Source organism: Pauljensenia sp. UMB3104, assembly GCF_030217285.1.
Classification (GTDB): Bacteria; Actinomycetota; Actinomycetes; order Actinomycetales; family Actinomycetaceae; genus Pauljensenia.
In genome coordinates, this window is record NZ_JASONN010000252.1 from 1 (window position 1) to 285 (window position 285).

The 285-nt window shown below is 68.8% G+C and carries 1 pseudogene; it reads left to right on the forward strand.

Annotation, left to right across the window (positions count from 1 at the left end):
* Window positions 1-285: pseudogene (locus QP415_RS11590) on the forward strand (tyrosine--tRNA ligase); the annotation flags it as partial.

Consider the following 285-nt stretch of genomic DNA (forward strand, 5'->3'; position numbering starts at 1 on the left):
TGAGGTTGCCGAGCGTCCGCACCAGCGTGCCGCGCAGAAGGCGCTGGCTGCCTCCGTCACGGAACTCGTGCACGGGGCCGATCAGCTTCAGCGCGTTCTCGCTGCGACCGACGCCCTGTGGGGCGGAGGCGATATCCGTGATCTCGACGAGGCAACGCTGGCCGCTGCCACCGCGGATCTACCACGAGCGTCCCTCACCATCGGCGAGTCGACCGTGGCCGATGCGCTCGTTGCCCTCGGCTTTGAGAAGGGCAAGACTGCGGCACGCCGTACGATCGCCTCCGG